This is a genomic window from Bradyrhizobium sp. AZCC 2230, from assembly GCF_036924495.1.
Lineage (GTDB): Bacteria > Pseudomonadota > Alphaproteobacteria > Rhizobiales > Xanthobacteraceae > Bradyrhizobium > Bradyrhizobium rifense.
Map to the genome: position 1 here is coordinate 560,016 of NZ_JAZHRS010000001.1, position 16,091 is coordinate 576,106.

Genomic DNA, 16,091 nt, shown 5'->3' on the forward strand with positions numbered 1-16,091 from the left:
GGACGGCTGGCGGCGATCATGACAACCCAATCCAGTTTTCAGTGCGAGAGCCTTTGCATCGATCTGCCCGGCGCGCCGGGCGTTCGCCGCATCATTGAGGATCTCGATCTAGAGGTCAGACGAGGCGAGTTCGTCTCGATCCTCGGCGGCTCCGGCACCGGAAAGACTACCCTTTTGCGGACGCTGGCCGGGCTGACGCCCTACAGCTCCGGCCGCGCCGTTTACGAGGGACGCGAGGTCCGATCTCCGGTGCCCGGCATGGCCATGGTGTTCCAGGACTACGGGCACGCCCTGTTGATGTGGCGAACCGTGCGGAGAAACGTCGCGCTCGGCGTGGAAGGGCGCCTGCGCGACGCCGAGCTCGATGACAAGGTTCAGAATGCCATCCGCATGGTCGGCCTCGAGCGCTTCAGGGACGAATATCCGTGGCGACTGTCGGGCGGCATGCAGCAGCGCGTGCAGATCGCCCGGGCGCTCGCCATGGAGCCGAGCGCTCTGTTAATGGACGAGCCGTTCGGCGCGCTCGACGCGATGACGAAGGCCTCGCTCCAGGACCAGCTTCTGGCGGTTCAGGCCGAAACCGGCGCGACCGTGCTGTTTGTGACCCACGATATCGAGGAGGCGATCTATCTTAGCGATACGATCATTCTCCTGAAAGGCAGTCCGGCCCACATCGCTCGGCGCATCAGCGTCGACCTGCCGCGGCCGCGCGACCAGATCGTGACCAAGGAACTTCCCGAATATCTGAGGCTGCGTCATCAGCTCTACGAGGCGTTTCGCCATGAGATCCATGCTTAGACGGTTGAGCGAGGCGTTCAACGCGCCGGCGCTCGCGACGGCTCTCATTCTTGTCGTTGCGTGGGAGGTGGGCGTCAGGGCTGCTACGACCCGGTTCGAATTCCTGCCGGCGCCGTCGGAGATCGGCCATGCACTCTATGGTGCGATCCGATCCGGTCAGATCATCGCCGATTCCGTACACACGATTGCCTGCGCATTGGCCGGATGGGTGATTGCGAGCGTGCTCGGCGCGGCCATCGGGCTCGCGCTGGCGTTTTCTCTCATTTTCAATCGTTTCTTCAGGGCGTCGCTCGAGCTGCTCCGGCCATTGCCGGCCGTTGCGTTCGTTCCGGTCGCGGTTCTGCTGTTCGGGTTCACTGTCACTACGGAAATCGCCGTGATCGTGTTCGCGAGCGTGTGGCCAGTCATCGTAAACGCAGAAGCCGGTGCGAAGGCCATTCATCCGAGACTCCTTGATACAGCCGCGACGCTACACCTGTCGCGAACGGAGCGGCTCGGCAAGGTCATCTTTCCCGCGGTCTTGCCATCGACCATGGTCGGCGCCCGTGTCGCACTCGGGCTCGCACTCGTCGTGGCGGTTATCGCCGAGATGGTCGGCAATCCGGCCGGGCTGGGCTGGGGGCTGGTGACGGCGCAGGAAGCCCTCCAGCCGGGCCTGATGTTCGGCTATCTCGTCGCTACCGGCGCGCTCGGCGTTCTGCTCAATGCATGCCTGCGACTGACGTTCGCGCGCTTGTTTCCCGGCATTCGGGAGCTTCAGCAATCATGACCGCAACCCACTCGCCCGCACAAACCATCGTCGGCGGCAGAGGACGCCGCTGGGTGCTTCATGCGACGGACAACGCATGGTCGGCGCTGCAAGGACTGCTGCCGCTGGTCGCCTTGCTGTTGCTCTGGCAGGTGCTTGGCGATCCGCGCTCGCCTTATTTTCCGCCTCCTTCGACATGGGCGGCCGCGCTGATCTCCCGGATCAGCGCGGGAGATCTTCTTCCCGCGGTGATGGTGACGTTTCGGTCGGTTGCCGCCGCCCTTGTCCTTTCCACGGTACTGGGCGTCGGCATCGGCGGATTGATTGGCGCCTCGCCGGGTCTGGCGCGCTGTCTGGGGCCGGCGCTGGAATTCCTGCGCACCTTGCCGCCGCCCACCATCGTGCCGGTGGCCGCCTTGATCATCGGCGTCGATGAAAAGATGAAGCTTTTCGTGATCGTGTTCGCAGCGCTCTGGCCGGTTCTGCTCAACACCACGTCGGGCGTGCGGTCGCTGCATCCGACACTGCTCGAGGCCGCGCGATCCCTGCAGTTAGGGGTAATCGCGCGGGTGACCAAGATCTTCCTGCCGGCGCTGCTGCCGTCGATCCTGACGGGCGCTCGCGTTGCCGCGCCGTTGGCGATCATCGTGTCGCTGCTAGCGGAGATGCTGACGCTGATGCCGGGTCTTGGCGCGCTGCTGCTGATGGCGCAGCGCAATTTTAACGCGGCCGAGGTCTTCGGCCTGCTGGCGGTCGTCGGCTCGTTCGGCTTCATCATCAACGCGGTGCTTGCCGCCTTCGAATCCTGGGCCTTGATGCCTCAGGGCCGGTCTTAAAGGAAACAGATAATGTCCATCGATTTCGAATGCAGGGGCGCCGTCGCGCTCGTCACGATCAACCGGCCCGACGCTATGAACGCCCTCGACGTCGAGCACGATCGCGCGCTCGCCGCGGTCTGGAAAGAGTTCGAGGCGGACCCAAATTTGCTGGTAGCTGTCCTGACCGGTGCGGGCGGCCGTGCGTTCTGTTCTGGGGGCGATCTGAAGACGTACATGCCTTGGCGCCGCGAGCGCGCTCTGAATGGCTCGGAAAGCACTATCAGCTTCGGCGGAATGACGCTCGTCGGCGAGCTCACGAAGCCGGTCATCGCCGCGATCCAAGGCCATTGCATCGCCGGCGGTCTTGAATTGGCGATGGCGTGCGATATTCGCGTCTGCACGCCGGACTCGCGGTTTGGCCTGGCGGAGGTGCGATGGGGCGTGCTGCCGGGCGGCGGCGGCACCCAGCGGCTTCCGCGGCTTGTTCCCATGGGCTGCGCCCTGGAGATGATCCTGACCGGCGAGCCAATTGATGCAGAGCGCGCCGAGCGGATTGGCCTCGTGAACGGCGTGGTCGCGGGCGACGCGCTGCTCGATACCGCCTTAGCGATGGCCATGCGCATCGCGGCGAATGGGCCGCTCGCGGTCCAGGCCGCGAAACGAGCGGTCCAGTACGGATTGGATGGCTCGCTGGAGGAGGGGCTGGTCCTCGAAGGCGCGCTGCAACGGCAATTGCTTCAAACGGCCGATGCGGAAGAGGGGCTTCGCGCCTTCGCCGAACGACGGCCCCCGGTATTTGCGACCGTCAGCCGCCACACCGGCGGGGAAGTAAGCGACCACCAGAGGAAAGGTTTAGTCTCATGTCGACGACACACGAAAACAGACCGCAATTTTCGCCGGCCCGCCGCATCCCGCTCGGGCCGAGCGGAGATCTGCTGTTCCTCTCCGGAAGCCTTTGCGTCGACGAGGACGCTCGCGACAACGTCGAGCTCCAGACCCGCCGCATTTTCGAGCGCCTCGCTCGTGTACTGGCCAAACACGGCGCCTCGCTGTCGGATATCGTGAAGACCACGGCATTTCTGACCGACCTCGCCGACTATGACGGCTTCAACCGCGCTCGCGTCGAAATATTCTTAGACGCCAAGGAACCGCCGGCCAGCACCGCCATCGGAGCCGGGTCACTCCTTGGCATCGGCACCCGCGTGGAGATCGACGCGGTGGCATTCGTGCCGTCGCGCTGACGCGCCGAGCCGGTTGGGCTTGATCGCTGTACAACCGGCCAGCTGTTTCTTGTCATTGACGGTATCGCAGGAATTCGAGTGCGATAGGCCATTTTGGCTTCGTTTACGCGGCCACTTAGTCAATTGACTCCAATAGTCCCTGAACTGGCCATTCCTGCAGGCGGCTAAAATTTTCTTGTGAATTCAAGACCGAGAACTTGCGGCGGGTATACCGTCGGCATTTGTCCGTCAGATCCAAATAATTGTGCTTGCATATCAACGACGAACCATCGTTCGAAATGATAGAGTGGGAGTAGGGCGATCGAGTGCTATTGCGCGGTTTGGTGTAGTTTTGGGTGGGTGACCCCTAGTTACTTTCACTCGGCGATAACGAAAGTTGGGGGTTTAGACCTAACCCGCTGGAGGTCGGCACTCCACCGCGTTTTAGCTGACGGAGTACTGCGGCGAACTAGAGCGTGCAGGAGGGCCAGAGCTGCCCGGACGAGGCCCTCTAATTTGGGAACGGCGGCCATTGGGCGCAAAGCGGTCGTGATCAACTTTCACAGCCGAACTGGATCTATTGTCGGCTAGAGCTGAAGGTAGTGCCTTAAGGGATTCTCGGTGTTTGCAAGCTGACGGCGGGAGAAGCGCCCATCGCATCGGAGCGCACGGCAGAATTGTAGGCGCAGTTCTAATGCGCCATGAGGACGGGCAGATCCGCATGATCCATGATATAGCTGGTCGCGCCGCCGAATATCATTTGCCTCAGCCTGTTGCGGGTGAAGGCTCCCTTTATCAACAGATCGCAGCCTTGTGCTCTCGCGGCGTCAAGGACCGCCTCACCAGTGTCGCGGCCTTCCAGTTCAATGCTCAATTGCTTGGCGGCAATGTCGTTGTACAGCAATTGTTGGACTATCTGAGCGGCGGATGGGCCTGGTACTTCTTGCCCGCCGATCACGGTCAGCACCGTTACCCTGTCCGCCAGACGAAGCAACGGCATAGCAAATGCATTTGCCCGAGCCTGCTCGGTACTGCCGTTCCAGTGGATCACGATGTTTGTCGCGATGGTGCTCGGCGGATCTAATGGTACCAGTAGGACGGGCCTGCCGCTCTCAAACAGTGCGGATTCAATGGCGCGCCGGTGAGGGCCGGCAGCATCAACGTCGGACCGCGGCATTACAATGACGTCGAAAGCACGCCCATAACTTCCAACAAAGTCTTCACCCTCAGACGCGGTTTCCAACCAGCCGAAGCATGGTCGGCTCGAGCCTGCAGTGGCTGGAGGAATATCGTGCTTTAGCATGAACGCTTCGAACAAACGGTGCATCTCGGCTAACTCTTCTTGGCTCTTCGCATGGTAAGAATCCAAAGGGATGCCGGTGGCTAATTCTGCGGCTAAATATTGAGGGATACCGAACCGGAGCGGAAAGCCTTCGATGTAGGCGCCGGTACGTTGCGCGAGACGTGCGGCGGGCTCGAGTGCGGATGTCATGAGCGCAATGTTTTGGATCGGGACCAAGATCGTCTTCATTCTTAACCCCCGTGTTTCAGGTGAACATTGACTTACAACGTCTAGTCGCCTTTGAAGGCTAACGGCTTGCGACCGAGGCCGATAGATCCCTCCAATCGCTGTGCAGATCTGTATCAAAATACCGAGCAATTAGCCCTCCATGTTAGCACTGCCCGGCGTGCTGTTCGACATCAGGCATCGTAGATCACGATCGTTCGTCCGACCCGTGCTTATCCTGGCAATGATCTGTATTGCGAACCGGGCAGGCCGTTCTCATGTGGAAGCTCTTGGCGGGCGCAAACCGGCATTCGGCTGGTCCCGAACGTCTCACAGGGCCATGAGCGGACTAACTCTAGCCTGGCTGCCGTGGGAGCGAATGCTCCAGCAAGAAACGCAGCATTTCACTCGTGGCGTCCGGTCCTCGCGGATCAGCGTCAGAGCCAGCCGGACTGCCTCACGAGGATCAGGCACCGGATAGGAGCGCGATTGCACGATCGAGTTGAGGATCACCTAGACCCATGGAGGCCAAGTCCGCTTGGACCTCGATCGTGGGAGCGACGCCAACGCCTTCCAGCCGCTCGCCGTCGACCTGCACGTCCCCGACCGCGAGCAACAGCAAGCCGCCGTCAATGAGAAATGCCGTCGCAGCGAGGACAGCTCCCTCCGTCCGGCTACCAATGACCTCGCCAAGCCGATATTTCTTGAAGCCATAGGCAAGGATCTCCTTGCCGCTGCGGGTGCCACCGTTGACAAGCATGGCGACAGGCTTGCGCCACTTCACATTCCCGAGTTCGCTGGCGCCATTGCGATCAGTGACCTGCATCGTCGGCGCTCGCGTGTTGAACAAATCAAGATACTCGGGGATCGCGCCGCCCCAGCCATCGCGCAGGTCCCAGATCAGCGCGTCGGCGTCGTTCAGCGGACTCTGCGATAGAAGACGCTCGAGCGTCCGCTGATACATGGAGCCAGCGTAGCACCAGACATGAACATAGCCGATTCTTCGGTCGTTGGCCGGTATTATGCGGGCACTCGCCTTCAGGCCGTCCAAGAACATCTTGTTAGGCTCAATTTCGACCGGGGTAACAGATATTTGCATAAACGCGCCGGCACGACGCAGCCCCAGCGCAACTTCCTTGCCGACCTTGCCACGGAATGACTGAACCGGCTGAAACGGTGCGCCATCGGCGAAGACGATCACATCGCCAGCAAGCAGGCCGGCTTGTTGGGCCGGCGTGCCTTCTATTACACCGGTGATCATGTTGCTACCCTGCATGTCGAGACGCGAGAGGACGCCAATGCCGGGATAGGAGATACGGCCACTCGGAAAAACACGTTCCAGTCCACGCCGCCTTAACGCACCAGCAAAGATATCGGAAAGCTGGTAGTACTCTGGTTCGTACGGTGTGTAGTAGCGGGTGTGCGAAGCATGCAGCTCGGAGAGCATGCTATTAATGACGCCGGCCAGCGCCTCTTCGGAGCTCGCCCGCGTGGCGTCCGGCAAGTAACGTTCCCGGACCGCCGACCAATCGAGCCCGTGTAGGTGCGGATCGTAGAACCGGTCTCGCACGGTCCGCCATACATTCTCGAACGTGGCGATGCGTGCGGGCATGGCCTGGGATGTGGCCGAATCCGCTGCTTCTTGCTGCTCGGCCCACAACACCGTTGGAGTCAGAGCTGATGCCGTGGCCATTGACGTGAGCCGCAAAAAGTGGCGGCGCGACAGTGCTGAGTTGATTACCTTCTTCATCGTGCAACCTTGCGATGGAGCTCGTCGCTGTCCCGATAATCGAACATTCCCAGAGCCAGAGGGATGTCTCAGACGGGCCGAAAGCGGCCGTTGAACCGGATTTGAGGCCGCGCTCGCCAATCCACGCTTTCGTTGGTTACGATCCAAATAATCCGGCGCGCCGCCGCAGTTCTGAGCGTTACCTCAACGCGCGGTGAAGGTGAGGCCGGCGCGCTCCTTCAGACGCTCGCGCAACGCCGGACCCATCAGCGCGCCCGGCGTCCAGATGCCGCCCTCGCCCTGCACGTCGCGCACAAGACAAAGAGCGCTCTCAGCGATCATCTTGCTGGTCGAGCCGTAGCCCGGATCGCGGTCGCCCGTGACGACCGCTTCGACTCGCCCGCCATCCGGCAGCTCGCCCAGGAAGAGAATGTCGTAGAAGCCCTTCTCGCGCTCTTCCCGAGTCGGGCCTGCGCCGGGTTTGAGACCGCCGGTCCGGAACAAGGAAACCATCGTGGCGAACGTCTCCGTCGTCACGCGACCGATTTCCCCAAATCCCGGCGCGACCATCATCTCGTCGTAAACAAAGTCCGTGCCGTAGGGATGACCCAACAGGAAATTCGTGCGGTGCACGTTCTTGGTGTTGATCGGCGCCATCGGGAACGGCACGAGCCACGCGTTCATGCTCGGGTCGTATTCGGGGATGAGGCCGGACGGCTGAGACGGTCCGGTGAACCCCGGCGTCAACGCGAAGGGATCGCTCAGCAGCCGGATAAGGGCCGGGTCGCGCGTCGCGGCCGCCAGCGTCGCCCGAGCGCTCGCCGCGGTACCGCCCGACATGCCACCCCTCACGTTGCGAAGGCGGGCTTTGACCCGCCGTGCAGGGCGTCCGAATTTCTCGCGCGCCTTCTCCTGCAACGTGAGCACGCCGAGATCGAACGGGATGGAGTCGAAGCCGCAGGAGAAGACGATGCGCGCGCCAGCTCGTTTCGCCTCTTCGTGATGGGCGTCGATCATGCGCCGCATCCACGCCGGTTCGCCGCACAGATCGACATAGCCAGTGCCCGCGGCCGCGCAGGCCGCCACAAGCTCAGGACCGTAGAGCTGATAGGGCCCGACCGTCGTGATAATCACGGCCGCACGCTCACACATCAAACGGAGGCTGGCCGGCTCGGCGGCATCCGCCTTCACCAAAGGCAAATCGTCTGGTGCGCCGATGTCGGCACGCACCTTCTGGAGCTTGTCGGTCGAGCGTCCCGCGATCGCCCAGGACGGAGCATCGTCGCCGCGATAGGACGTCGCCAGATATTCGGTGATGAGACGGCCGGTGTAACCCGTCGCGCCATAGACGATGAGGTCGAAGTCCCGCTTCACAACGCTGGTCCTCCTCAAGACCCGGGAGAGCGCTGCCCCTTACCCCTTACTCGGACCGGTCTTCCGCCAGCTGGATCGCACCAGCTTGCCTGGCGCGCTCATTCGATCACCTCGTCGGCGCAGGCCGAGCAGGCGCCTAAGAGGTGGGGATGCCATGCCATTTTGCGCTGTCCCGGAGCCCGGCGAGGACATGAGGACGCGCAGCAAGTGCCATTCGAGGGGGCAGCCGCTTTCATTGAACCGTCCCATCGCGTTTGACGGAAGATACCACAGTTTCTGTCTTGGGGCGCGCAACGTCCGGTTGGAGTCAATATGCCATTTTGACCGCGCGGGCGAGCCACTTCCGGTCTCCCCTCGACAAGCGGACAGTTTCCGGGCCGGTTGGCATGTCCCAAACGGGCCAACCCGGAAGAACTCAGGTGAGCAAATCTCGTCCTAGCGCTCGGGAGCAGACATCGAGGCGGCCGAGGAGTCGATCGGTGTCGCAAAAGCAACGCAGCACTGACGGGTCGGATCGCGGGAGCCGAAGCATCGTGTTGCCCCGGAAGCAGACTTGAAGGAGAAGGGGCGAACGCGACTCCGGCGGGTCCTCGTGATGCCGCTAGTCAAATCGCACATGTGCAGCAAATGCAGCCGCACGCGGCGGTCTCAGATACGAAACCTGTTGACAGGGATCGGCTTCATTCGTCCTTCCATTTGATCGAGCAGCCAATAGACGCCTTTTGGTCAGCCGGCGCCAGACCGGTGGTCGCAATCGCGCGCATGGCCTCGACAAGCTCTCGGGGCGCCCCAGCGCGAGGCGGAGTTGTGCGCCCTTCGTCGAGCCGGCCGCGATACTTGAGCTTGCGGTCGGCATTGTAACCGAAGAAGTCCGGCGTACAGACCGCCCCATACGCCCGAGCGACTGTCTGGGTCTCGTCGTGGAGATATGGAAAGGGGAAATCATGAGCCTTCGCGAAGCGCTTCATATTCTCAAATGAGTCTTCGGGATAGCCGGCCGCATCGTTCGAGCAAATTGCCGCAAAGCCTATGCTCTCCGACATCAGCACGCGGGCGTCCGAAACCATGCGGTCGATCACCGCTTTAACATAGGGACAATGGTTGCAGATGAAGACGACGACCGTGCCTTCTTTGCCCGCAACGTCGTCTAGTGCGTAAGTCTTGCCGTCGGTGGCCGGAAGCTGGAACACCGCCGCCGGCGTATCAAAAACGACTTGGGTAGCTGCTGTTGCCATATCGCACCTCCTTGTGCCCCAATATATGCTGACGACGGCCTGCTGGGGCACAGTTTCCAAAACCTGCTCGCCAGTCGCGTCGTTTTGGCCATACGTCAGCCATTTCCGGTCGACCCTTAACAGCTGCCATTTGGACGAGCGCGGGAATTCGTCGGTGTGGGCCACGAACGGACGTTAGCTCCTCCAATGCCCCGGCGCGTGGCGGCGACCATGATAAACTACTGTCTAAAGCTTGTTCGTCCGGCGGCTCTGAATGATTGTCTCGACACTCACCGCCGGCCGCGCTCCTGCGATTTTTTTCGCCGATCAGACAGGGCACCCGGGGCTCTTTCTCGGCGGCTGGGACGATCCCGCTCTCTGGCTTGAGGCCCGCAACTTCGCGAACAAGCTTGGTCCGGATCGCTTCCTGGAATTTTTCGCGATCTTTGATCGTCATGATGAAGGCGCCTGGCCCTCCGATCACGCAGTCCTCGTAATAGAGATCGAGATTCTCGATATCGGTCGTCGAGAGGGATGGCTCCTTCACCATGATCGGGAGGCCGTTGATAATGATGCCTTTCTCCAGGGCAGCGTCACGCGCCCCGGTTACGGGGGCTCCATCGTTGTTCGGCCCATCGCCGGAAATATCGATGACGCGCCGCAACCCGCGATAGGGATTCTCTTCGAACAGCTGCAGTGCGAAATTAATCGCGCCGGAAATCGAGGTACTCGAACCTCGGCGAACCGGCGTTTTCATGATTTCGGCGGCCACGGCATCCGCCGATTCCGGGCCGTCGATCACGCGCCAGGGAATGATGATCTTCTCGTCGCCTGACATTGACCACTCGAAATAGGTCACGGCCACCTTGCTGCCCCGAACGGCCCTCAGCGCCTGAAGGAAGTCTTTCGACACGATGGCCTGTGCATAGCCCTCGCGCTGAATGGCAAGTTCGTCCATATCCATAGAATAGGAGACGTCGACGGCGATCACGAGCTCGACGTTGACGGATGATACATTGTGTTTGGTGTCGGCGAATCGAGATTTCGGGCTCGGCGCGGCAATGCCCGCAACGTCACCTCCGACTATCGCTCCCGCAACAAGCACCGCCCCGACCGAGACACACCAGCGCATGGCGGCCCTCCCGTCCTTTCACAAGCATGGTGACACTCAAAACGCGCATCGAAAAGCGGAAACATGCAATTGTCATTCACGTTCGCAGCAATCGAGGCTTGCTCTGGACGATGAGAAGAAGCCCGGAGCTGCCTCGTGCTTCCGGAAAGAGCCGGGTCGCGCCAACCCCAAAGGCTTTGCCTGTCACGGATGAGACTTCCCAGGTTCCAGTTAGCAAGATGACTGAGCAGGATCTCAATGCCCTCGTTGCCTGGTTGCGCACCATTCTGCCGATCGAATAGAGGTGATCTTCCTTCGAATGCCGAACGTCGCAGATAGGGTCGACGCTGGCGCAGGACAGGGAAGAGATTAGGAAAGAACGGCGAGCGTAGTTTTCTAAGTCCCCCAAGGCGGGCGGCACTCAAGGCGAACGCGAGCGTCATGCACGAGGCCGGCAAGACTCGCGACGCGTAGAATCGCGCCCCCGGAATCGTGCGGCGCACTTTCGATAGAGAACTAAGGGAAGGCACGCGTTGTCCGCAAAATTACGGGACTCCCACCAAGCTTAACCGTTCTGCTCAACGTTAATTCGTACCCGTTGTTGTTGATCGAGACGAAACCGGACACTCTTGTTGAGCATCGCATTGTTTGACTGTCGCGCCATGGTCTCGAAAGCAATGAAACGAATGAAGCGGCCAAGGTTGAAAATCTCCGAAACGAAGTGTTCGGCATGCGGCGGCACGGGGCATGAGCCAGTTGGGCAACTGCAAGGCGGTCGCAGAATTTACCCGCCTAAGTGCAAGGTCTGCGAAGGCAAGGGCCGGGTGAAAGAGACCGCCAACTGAGGCGGGCGAACTCGACGAAGCGGTCTACGCCAACACCTCGCTACGGCGACCCATGCCGCGCATTGCTGAAATTTCGGAGGGTCCGCTACCCTGCACTCTTGGGAATTTTCCAATGGGCAACGTGGGTATTGCGTTGGCGGTTGGCGGCATGGCTCCTCTTCTTCTCGGTGGGCCTGATAGTTGCCCTTTCCCTGAAAGAGGAAGCCGCCAAAGGAATCGTTTGAAGAAGCCGGCTACGGCTCAAACAGTGTCTTCGTGAGATCGGCGATCTGGACATAGCTCAGAGCCGTCGGAGCGTTAGCCGGTATTACGAAGGTGAATAGTTGGTGTTGACGGGGCAGGCTAAAATGAACAGTGACGAATTTCAGATCAATTTCCAGGCGCCAGCGACTCTTCGTAAGTGGCCCTCGCTCAACAATGAGCGCTGCGCCGCGGATTCAGGCCCGTATACGGTCGTTGATGGCACGCTAGATGACTGCATGCGAGAATTCATGGCGAAACCCTTATCAGCGCGCCATCTATACGAAATCCACTGCACGCCACAGCCGCCTCTAGTAACTGAAGTGTTATCTCACGAGCATGTCGTTGAGTTGGCGCGGTTGCGCGAGTTCCTGTGATTGTTTCGGTTTCTCTACGGTCGTCATTGCGGAAAACCTATGTTAAAAGCCGCTCCTCTCGAAAGGAGCAATGATTGTGAAGAAGGCAACCAAGAAAGCCGTGAAGCGGCGCGAGTGGACGAAGACAGACATCAAGGAACTCAAAGTCCACTCAAAAACACGCACGCCGGTTACCAAGATATCCAAATTGACGAAGCGCAGTATTGGTGCACTCCGCCAAAAGGCACTAGTCCTTGGAATTGGACTCGGACATCAGCGGTAGCCATCGCGCGAATCGATAAACCGAGCAGAGTAGGGCGGCCCGAAGGCCGCCCCCTGAGCAGCTAAAGCATCCTTCGCTTCCTTTCGCATTGAGGACGCTGACCGAAGTAGTGAGCTTGGCTTATCCCGGTCGAGGTCGGTAATCCAACGCGTTTTCGGCTAACGGAGTATTGCAGCGCACCTGATCGTACAGATGGGCGGGGCGTCTAAAGCCCCAGCTTCGAGCACCGCCAGGTTTTGGTGGCAAAGCGGACATTCGGCCGAACCAGGTGCATCACAGATCGTCGGGCACAAACAGTTTGATGGCCGCGTAATTTTCCGCAGCACTCCTTTGGCATTTTGGAACGCGCAATCGCCGGCGAGGTGGGACTCTCGCCGGCGACGCCTCGCCATCAGCAGGGTGCCACCCTATTGCCGCGTCAGGCGAACCACGTCCTGCCTCAGCAGGTAGAGCGAGACGGCGAGCAGGACGACGTCCTTCATCAGGAAGGGCACGTTACCGGTCATCGCAGGGAAGCCTCCCGCAGCGACGTCCCAGCCCTCCGGCATGAAAGGAATGATGGTAACGGTTGCGATGAAGGTGCCTGTCGAGCCCAGTGCGCCAAGAACGCCGAGCCGGTTGTCCCAGAAGCCTGCGAGCAGCAGGGTCCCGAACGTCCACTCCGAGGCGCCCAGGAAGTAGCTGGCGCCGGCGTGGCCGAAGACCGGATAGAGCCACCAGATCAGCGGCCCGTTGCTGATGAACGGGACCAGTCGTTCGAATTCGTACGGAAACCACTTCTGGTAACCGAAGAAGGCGAACATGATCACCATCGAGGCCCGGACGACGTGGTAATCGAGGTCCTCAGCCAGCAGGCCGGAGTTGTGCAGCGCACGGACGAGCGGATTGTGAGCGGTGGTGGAAAGCGTAGTCATGGTCGTGATCCTTTCATGCTGAAGATCTGACTGATCGCAGGGTCGCTTCATGCGACGGCGGGGAAGTCGATCTCGGTGTCGTTGATGCGGTTGAAGACGTTGGTGAAGACGGTGGTCGCGAAGGCCAGGCTGATTTCAACGAGCTGGCCGTCGCTGTAACCGGCGGACTTGATCGCTGCGAACTCCTCGTCGCTGACGGTGCCACTGGTTTCCGCGAGGTTGCGGACGAAGCGGGCCAGTGCATCGCGCTTGGCATCGCCTATGGGCTTGCCATCGCGGATGTTCTTCAGCTCGTCGGGCTTCAATCCTGCGAGCTTGCCGAGCAGGCTGTGCGCAGCCTCGCAGTAATCGCAGCCGGCGACACCGCTAATGATCAGCTTGATGGTTTCCTGGTCGCGCTTGTTGAGCGAGCCAGACGCGAGCACCGCATCAGCGGCGAGGACCGACTTGAGCGCAGCCGGACCGTGGGCGGCGATGGCCGCAAAAGTGTTCGGCACGCTGCCGATCGCCTTCTTGATCTGCGCGTAGACTTGGCCGGATGGACCGGCATCGGATTCGAGATTGGGGACGGAAAGACGGGACATGATGGCACTCCTTTGTTGAGGTGGTGGACGATTGCGGAGTGACAGTATGAGCGTTAGGCGAGACGTTGAATGTCGAGGTAGCTCGACTATATGCTCTATCGTCTCAAAAGCGGTCTGTTAAGGAGGTCGCCATGGATTGGCTCAGCAGGCTGTTCGAGATGATGCCGGTACGCGGGCGGCTCGATCTGCGCTGCTCTTACGGCGCGCCATGGCGGATCGATCAAGGGCCGGGCGAGGCGAATGAGATCCCCTATCACGCGGTCGTCGGTGGCTCGGCGGTGTTGGAGGACCCGGCCGGCGGCAAGCTGCTACGGCTCCAAACCGGGGACATCCTGTTGCTGCCGGGCAATCCGCGCCACGTCATGCATGACGGCGGCGGCGCTCGGCCGAAGCCGGCGCGAAATCGCCAGGAGCTCAATCTTATCATCAGCGAGAACGCCGGCAGGGGAGAGCGCCTTGACCTGCTCTGCGGGCATTTCGCGATTGCGCCTCCGCACGATCGCCTGCTGCGCGCCTATCTGCCGGCTCGCCTGGTCGTGCATGCCCGCGGTCAGGACGGAGGAGAGAACGCCGCTCAGCTCGCCGGCCTGGTCGCCCTGATGCGCGGCGAGTCGGCGAACGATCATCTCGGCGGCCGCGCGATGCTGAATGCGCTGTCAACCGCAATGTTCGCGCTGGTGCTGCGGCTCGCAAGCGAGGCCGAAGATGCACCGCGTGGTCTCCTCGCGCTTGCCGGCCATCCGCGCCTGGCGCCGGCGGTGGCCGCTCTCTTCAACGATCCTGCGCGCGCATGGTCGCTGCCCGACCTCGCGCGCCTGTGCAACATGTCGCGCGCCACGCTCGCCCGGCAATTCCAGGAGAAGCTCGGGCGATCGGCTTCCGATCTTCTGGCCGGCATCCGGATGACGCTCGCGGCGAACGAGTTAAGGAAGTCGTCTCTTTCGACGGGTGCCGTGGCGGAGGCGGTGGGGTATCAATCCGAAGCCGCCTTTCAGCGCGCCTTCAAGAGCCACATGGGCGTCACTCCGGCGCAGTGGCGCAAGATGCAGGAGCCGTCGGGTCGGGATATCTTCGCAAGGCCGGCGGCTCTCGCCGATGCGGACCCGGCGAAGGTCACTGAAGCGGATACGGTCGGCGAGCGTAGGCCAGCGAAGGGCAGCGATGCATCTTCGCTGGCTGAGAGATGACAGACGCGAGCAGGGTTTAGGCTGCTGCCGGCGCCTCTGCGACCGGGTAGTCCGTATAGCCCCGCGCGTCGCCGCCATAGAAGGTCGAGCGATCGTAGCGATTGAGCGGCAGGCGCTGCCGAATGCGCTCCGGCAGATCCGGATTGGCGATGAAGTGGCGGCCGAAGGCGACGAGATCGGCATCTCCGAACGTGACGATGGCCTCTGCCGAAGTCGGAGTGAAGCCGCCAGCGGCGATCAAGGTCCGTGAGAACTTCTTCCGCAGGTGCTGGGCGCCGATGGCAGCATCGCCTTGCGCGACGTCCTCGGTACCCTTGATGCGCGGCTCGACGATGTGGAGATAGGCGATCCCCAGGCGATCGAGCTCGGTGGTCACGTACCCGAAGGTCGCCTGCGGATCGCTGTCCGACATTGATCCGTAGGTACTGCTCGGCGAGATGCGCACGCCGACGCGATCGGCTCCCCAGACGGAGATCGCGGCTTGAGTGATCTCCAGCAGGAAGCGCGCGCGGTTTTCGATGGGGCCGCCATATTCATCCGTGCGCTTGTTGGTGCCGTCCTGGAGAAACTGATCCGGCAGGTAACCGTTCGCGCCGTGAATCTCGACACCATCGAAACCGGCCCGCAGCGCCCGTTCGGCGCCCGACCGAAACTCTTCGATGATGCCGGGGATCTCATCCAGCTCCAGGGCGCGCGGCATCGAGAAGGGCCCTTCGCCGCGTTTGGTGTACGCGTAGCCCTCGGCCGCAATCGCGGACGGCGCGACCGGCGCATCTCCGTTCGGCTGCAAGTCGACATGCGACTGCCGGCCGACGTGCCATAATTGCTGGAAGATGCGGCCGCCTTTGGCATGGACTGCGCTGGTGACGCGTTGCCATCCTGCGATCTGGGTGTCCGAGTAGATACCAGGCGCACCGGCATATCCATAGCCGCGGATCGAGACTGGCGTCGCCTCGGAGATGATCAGGCCGCCTTTGGACGCGCGCTGGGTGTAGTATTCGACCATCAGGTCGCTCGGAATGTCGCCCGGATCAGAGCGCATCCGCGTCAGCGGTGCCATCACGATGCGATGGGACAATTTGTAGGGACCGACCTGGGTCGACGTGAACAGCTTGGACATTGGAATATTCCTTTCGGTTGCTTGAGTCGAAGGACAGCGGCCG

General features: G+C 61.4%; 12 protein-coding genes and 2 pseudogenes. 6 read left to right on the top strand and 8 right to left on the bottom strand.

Translation table 11 applies throughout. The features are described from left to right. The first annotated feature begins 18 nt into the window (after positions 1 to 18). The 5 genes and pseudogenes from V1280_RS02515 to V1280_RS02535 all read left to right on the top strand — a co-directional run bounded on the left by V1280_RS02515 (position 19) and on the right by V1280_RS02535 (position 3,605). Positions 19 to 798, top strand: a complete 780-nt coding sequence (locus tag V1280_RS02515) for an ABC transporter ATP-binding protein (protein WP_334518674.1) — start codon at positions 19 to 21, stop codon at positions 796 to 798. Further along, complete coding sequence (locus tag V1280_RS02520) at positions 782 to 1,567, top strand: ABC transporter permease (RefSeq protein ID WP_334518675.1); 786 nt, start codon at positions 782 to 784, stop codon at positions 1,565 to 1,567. Before V1280_RS02515 ends, V1280_RS02520 begins: the two co-directional genes overlap by 17 nt. Then, positions 1,564 to 2,382 carry an ABC transporter permease gene (locus V1280_RS02525; protein WP_334518676.1) on the top strand — a complete coding sequence of 273 codons (819 nt, stop codon included), beginning with the start codon at positions 1,564 to 1,566 and terminating at the stop codon, positions 2,380 to 2,382. Before V1280_RS02520 ends, V1280_RS02525 begins: the two co-directional genes overlap by 4 nt. 12 nt (positions 2,383 to 2,394) lie before the next feature. Further along, a pseudogene (locus V1280_RS02530) lies at positions 2,395 to 3,153 on the top strand (enoyl-CoA hydratase/isomerase family protein); the annotation flags it as partial. A gap of 71 nt (positions 3,154 to 3,224) precedes the next feature. Next, positions 3,225 to 3,605: a RidA family protein gene (locus tag V1280_RS02535; protein ID WP_334518678.1), complete on the top strand. Its 381-nt coding sequence runs from the start codon at positions 3,225 to 3,227 to the stop codon at positions 3,603 to 3,605. A 670-nt stretch (positions 3,606 to 4,275) separates the two neighbouring features. Here V1280_RS02535 and V1280_RS02540 read toward each other — a convergent pair. The 7 genes and pseudogenes from V1280_RS02540 to V1280_RS02570 form a co-directional block, all read right to left on the bottom strand. Beyond that, on the bottom strand, positions 4,276 to 5,115 hold the full coding sequence (locus tag V1280_RS02540; protein ID WP_334518680.1) for a universal stress protein: 840 nt from the start codon (positions 5,113 to 5,115) through the stop codon (positions 4,276 to 4,278). A gap of 442 nt (positions 5,116 to 5,557) precedes the next feature. After that, positions 5,558 to 6,841 (bottom strand): S41 family peptidase, encoded by a 1,284-nt coding sequence (locus tag V1280_RS02545; protein ID WP_334518682.1) that lies wholly within the window; start codon positions 6,839 to 6,841, stop codon positions 5,558 to 5,560. Between the two features lie 183 nt (positions 6,842 to 7,024). Next, the gene (locus V1280_RS02550; RefSeq protein WP_334518684.1) at positions 7,025 to 8,194 is read right to left on the bottom strand and encodes a saccharopine dehydrogenase family protein; all 1,170 of its coding nucleotides are present in this window, start codon (positions 8,192 to 8,194) and stop codon (positions 7,025 to 7,027) included. A gap of 680 nt (positions 8,195 to 8,874) precedes the next feature. Then, complete coding sequence (locus V1280_RS02555) at positions 8,875 to 9,429, bottom strand: thioredoxin family protein (RefSeq protein ID WP_334518686.1); 555 nt, start codon at positions 9,427 to 9,429, stop codon at positions 8,875 to 8,877. A gap of 295 nt (positions 9,430 to 9,724) precedes the next feature. After that, positions 9,725 to 10,540 (bottom strand): annotated as a pseudogene (locus V1280_RS02560) (DUF1194 domain-containing protein); the annotation flags it as partial. Positions 10,541 to 12,650: 2,110 nt separating this feature from the next. Continuing rightward, complete coding sequence (locus V1280_RS02565; protein WP_334518688.1) at positions 12,651 to 13,157, bottom strand: YkgB family protein; 507 nt, start codon at positions 13,155 to 13,157, stop codon at positions 12,651 to 12,653. Positions 13,158 to 13,204: 47 nt separating this feature from the next. Then, the gene (locus V1280_RS02570; protein WP_334518690.1) at positions 13,205 to 13,741 is read right to left on the bottom strand and encodes a carboxymuconolactone decarboxylase family protein; all 537 of its coding nucleotides are present in this window, start codon (positions 13,739 to 13,741) and stop codon (positions 13,205 to 13,207) included. 131 nt (positions 13,742 to 13,872) lie between these two features. Between V1280_RS02570 and V1280_RS02575 the strand changes: the two genes are divergently transcribed. Beyond that, positions 13,873 to 14,928 (top strand): AraC family transcriptional regulator, encoded by a 1,056-nt coding sequence (locus V1280_RS02575; RefSeq protein WP_334518692.1) that lies wholly within the window; start codon positions 13,873 to 13,875, stop codon positions 14,926 to 14,928. A gap of 16 nt (positions 14,929 to 14,944) precedes the next feature. On the opposite strand, the gene V1280_RS02580 is transcribed toward V1280_RS02575, so the two are convergent. Beyond that, positions 14,945 to 16,054, bottom strand: coding sequence for an alkene reductase (locus V1280_RS02580; RefSeq protein ID WP_442895216.1), 1,110 nt, complete (start codon positions 16,052 to 16,054; stop codon positions 14,945 to 14,947). Between the last annotated feature and the right edge of the window lie 37 nt (positions 16,055 to 16,091).

What these genes read in the sequence shown, in the direction of transcription:
- V1280_RS02515 (WP_334518674.1), top strand. Translation starts at nt 19, where the DNA reads ATGACAACCCAATCCAGTTTTCAGTGCGAGAGCCTTTGCATCGATCTG.
- V1280_RS02520 (WP_334518675.1), top strand. Translation starts at nt 782, where the DNA reads ATGAGATCCATGCTTAGACGGTTGAGCGAGGCGTTCAACGCGCCGGCG.
- V1280_RS02525 (WP_334518676.1), top strand. Translation starts at nt 1,564, where the DNA reads ATGACCGCAACCCACTCGCCCGCACAAACCATCGTCGGCGGCAGAGGA.
- V1280_RS02535 (WP_334518678.1), top strand. Translation starts at nt 3,225, where the DNA reads ATGTCGACGACACACGAAAACAGACCGCAATTTTCGCCGGCCCGCCGC.
- V1280_RS02540 (WP_334518680.1), bottom strand. Translation starts at nt 5,115, where the DNA reads ATGAAGACGATCTTGGTCCCGATCCAAAACATTGCGCTCATGACATCC.
- V1280_RS02545 (WP_334518682.1), bottom strand. Translation starts at nt 6,841, where the DNA reads ATGAAGAAGGTAATCAACTCAGCACTGTCGCGCCGCCACTTTTTGCGG.
- V1280_RS02555 (WP_334518686.1), bottom strand. Translation starts at nt 9,429, where the DNA reads ATGGCAACAGCAGCTACCCAAGTCGTTTTTGATACGCCGGCGGCGGTG.
- V1280_RS02565 (WP_334518688.1), bottom strand. Translation starts at nt 13,157, where the DNA reads ATGACTACGCTTTCCACCACCGCTCACAATCCGCTCGTCCGTGCGCTG.
- V1280_RS02570 (WP_334518690.1), bottom strand. Translation starts at nt 13,741, where the DNA reads ATGTCCCGTCTTTCCGTCCCCAATCTCGAATCCGATGCCGGTCCATCC.
- V1280_RS02575 (WP_334518692.1), top strand. Translation starts at nt 13,873, where the DNA reads ATGGATTGGCTCAGCAGGCTGTTCGAGATGATGCCGGTACGCGGGCGG.